Source organism: Klebsiella sp. EMBS2024 (genome assembly GCF_036233805.1).
GTDB lineage: Bacteria > Pseudomonadota > Gammaproteobacteria > Enterobacterales > Enterobacteriaceae > Klebsiella > Klebsiella pneumoniae.
Map to the genome: position 1 here is coordinate 1,564,394 of NZ_JAZARW010000001.1, position 2,038 is coordinate 1,566,431.

Here is a 2,038-nt window from a genome sequence, read left to right on the forward strand (position 1 = left end):
CTAAACATATTTAAGATTTATGGAAGGTTTATTTCTGCGGTTGCCCGTCTATGTTTATAGAACGTAACGGCAAAAGTGAATGCTTCCTGGTNAATCGGTAGCTCGGACTATTAGGAGTGCCTTCGTTTCGTTACTACCTAGAATGCCTACTTTCTGCCCGNNCCTCTGAGCGGGCTTTTTTTCGCCATGAATAAGTCTCCTCGGAAAGCTGAGGTACAAATCATTTGAGGCTGCGCTTATGCGTGGCCTTTTCTTTTTCCCCTCAATTCTGAGAGGACTCACAGCAATAAGAGGGGGCTTAATGTCCGATCCTTTAACTGGTACCGGCCTGATTTTTGGCGGCGGTTTAATTGGTTCCGTCGTATATGGCGTTATCACCCACACCGATTTTGGTGTGGTATTTGGGGCTTTTGGCGGCGCGGTGTTTTATGTGGCAACGACCGCAAACCTAACACGTGGAAGGCAAATAGCTTACTTCATGACGTCGTTTATTGTCGGTGTTCTGGCTGCCGGATTATTAGGCTCAAAATTTACTACCTGGACAGGCTATACAGATCGTCCGCTTGATGCGCTCGGTGCGGTGGTGGCATCTGCTGTCACCATCAAGGTCCTGACTTTCATTAACAGCCAGGACTTGAGCAGCCTGTTCGGATTACTTTCCCGATTAAGGGGAGGAGGTTCGAATGGTAATAAATGACCCGGCAGCGCTGGCCAATGCGGTGATATGTGCCGTTATTGTCTGCGCTTTGATGTTTTATCAACGTCGCGGTGCCAGGCATCGCCCTGGTATCTCCATCATTGCTTACTTGCTTGTACTGATTTACGCGAGCATACCTTTCCAATTTATCTTCGGTCTTTACGTACAGTCCCACTGGCTGGTGGTAATGGCAAACGTGATGATATGCGCCGCCGTGCTATGGGCTCGGGGTAACGTGGCGCGTCTGATCGATACACTGAGGCACTAATGAATCAAACACAATTCCAGAAGGCGGCTGGCATCAGCGCCGGGTTAGCTGCGCGCTGGTTTCCGCATATTACAGCCGCGATGAAAGAGTTTGGCATCACTTCCGCTATCGACCAGGCGATGTTCATTGCCCAGGTAGGGCATGAAAGCACGGGATTTACCCAGCTTGTTGAGAGCTTCAATTATAGCGTGGCTGGCTTGAATAGTTTTGTCCGCGCCGGGCGGCTGACGCAGGGTCAGGCTAATTCGCTCGGCCGCCGGCAGGGTGAACCATCGTTGCCACTGGAGAGGCAACGAGCGATCGCCAATCTGGTGTACAGCAAACGCATGGGGAATAACGGGGCAACAGACGGCTGGTTTTACCGCGGGCGCGGGCTCATCCAGACCACCGGCCTGAACAATTACCGCGAATGCGGGAATGCTTTGAAGATTGATCTGGTTAAACAGCCTGAATTGCTGGCACAGGATGAGTATGCGGCGCGCAGTGCTGCCTGGTTCTATACCTCACGCGGCTGTTTGCGTTATCCCGGTGACCTTACACGCGTCACTCAGATTATCAACGGCGGACAGAACGGCATTGATGACCGTAAAGCCCGCTATCTCCTGGCAAAAAGTATTCTTGTTTGAGGGAAATATGAACTATCTCATTAATCGACTGAAAGAGCCGTCAACCTGGCGCGGCATCATCCTAGTCATTGCCGGTGTCTTCGGCTATCAGATGCCTCCGGGCATTCAGGAAACCGTCATCGCTGGCGGCGTAGCGCTGGCTGGCGTTGTTGGTGCGGTGATGCCGGACAGCGTTAAGAAGTAACCTGGCCAGAAACCAGCAGGCCTACAGAAACCCGCTTTCCTTTAGTTTTTTAGCCAATAAGTAATTGGTGATTACTCCAAGAGAAACCCCAACAATCCACGGCACAGCTGAATTAAGCATTAGCGAGTTGTTCACATTAATGCTGGCGGTGATGCAGGCATAGGTATTTGTAAAAGCAAACCATGTAAATAGTATCTGTTTCATTTGGTTATCTCCATGCTTTCCTTCCCAACAATATCNACCTACGAGCTAGTAAAAGCAAA

Annotated in this window: 5 protein-coding genes; 4 read left to right on the forward strand and 1 reads right to left on the reverse strand. The window is 50.4% G+C overall.

The genetic code is table 11. From position 1 onward, the window contains the following. The first annotated feature begins 301 nt into the window (after positions 1-301). From VZP09_RS07050 to VZP09_RS07065, 4 genes are read left to right on the forward strand one after another with little or no spacing between them, the layout of a single operon-like run. Positions 302-697: a phage holin family protein gene (locus VZP09_RS07050; protein WP_004213330.1), complete on the forward strand. Its 396-nt coding sequence runs from the start codon at positions 302-304 to the stop codon at positions 695-697. Next, entirely contained in the window at positions 684-965 is a 282-nt protein-coding gene (locus VZP09_RS07055) for a phage holin family protein (RefSeq protein ID WP_072126073.1), read from the forward strand. Before VZP09_RS07050 ends, VZP09_RS07055 begins: the two co-directional genes overlap by 14 nt. Further along, positions 965-1,591, forward strand: coding sequence for a glycoside hydrolase family 19 protein (locus tag VZP09_RS07060; RefSeq protein ID WP_012967893.1), 627 nt, complete (start codon positions 965-967; stop codon positions 1,589-1,591). Before VZP09_RS07055 ends, VZP09_RS07060 begins: the two co-directional genes overlap by 1 nt. A 7-nt stretch (positions 1,592-1,598) precedes the next feature. Beyond that, entirely contained in the window at positions 1,599-1,775 is a 177-nt protein-coding gene (locus VZP09_RS07065; protein WP_012967894.1) for a hypothetical protein, read from the forward strand. Between the two features lie 21 nt (positions 1,776-1,796). Here VZP09_RS07065 and VZP09_RS07070 read toward each other — a convergent pair whose 3' ends face one another. After that, on the reverse strand, positions 1,797-1,979 hold the full coding sequence (locus tag VZP09_RS07070; protein ID WP_012967895.1) for a hypothetical protein: 183 nt from the start codon (positions 1,977-1,979) through the stop codon (positions 1,797-1,799). Between the last annotated feature and the right edge of the window lie 59 nt (positions 1,980-2,038).

Bases quoted from the DNA above. Each gene is read 5' to 3' on its own strand.
- VZP09_RS07070 (WP_012967895.1), bottom strand. From the start codon at position 1,979: ATGAAACAGATACTATTTACATGGTTTGCTTTTACAAATACCTATGCC.
- VZP09_RS07060 (WP_012967893.1), top strand. From the start codon at position 965: ATGAATCAAACACAATTCCAGAAGGCGGCTGGCATCAGCGCCGGGTTA.
- VZP09_RS07065 (WP_012967894.1), top strand. From the start codon at position 1,599: ATGAACTATCTCATTAATCGACTGAAAGAGCCGTCAACCTGGCGCGGC.
- VZP09_RS07050 (WP_004213330.1), top strand. From the start codon at position 302: ATGTCCGATCCTTTAACTGGTACCGGCCTGATTTTTGGCGGCGGTTTA.
- VZP09_RS07055 (WP_072126073.1), top strand. From the start codon at position 684: ATGGTAATAAATGACCCGGCAGCGCTGGCCAATGCGGTGATATGTGCC.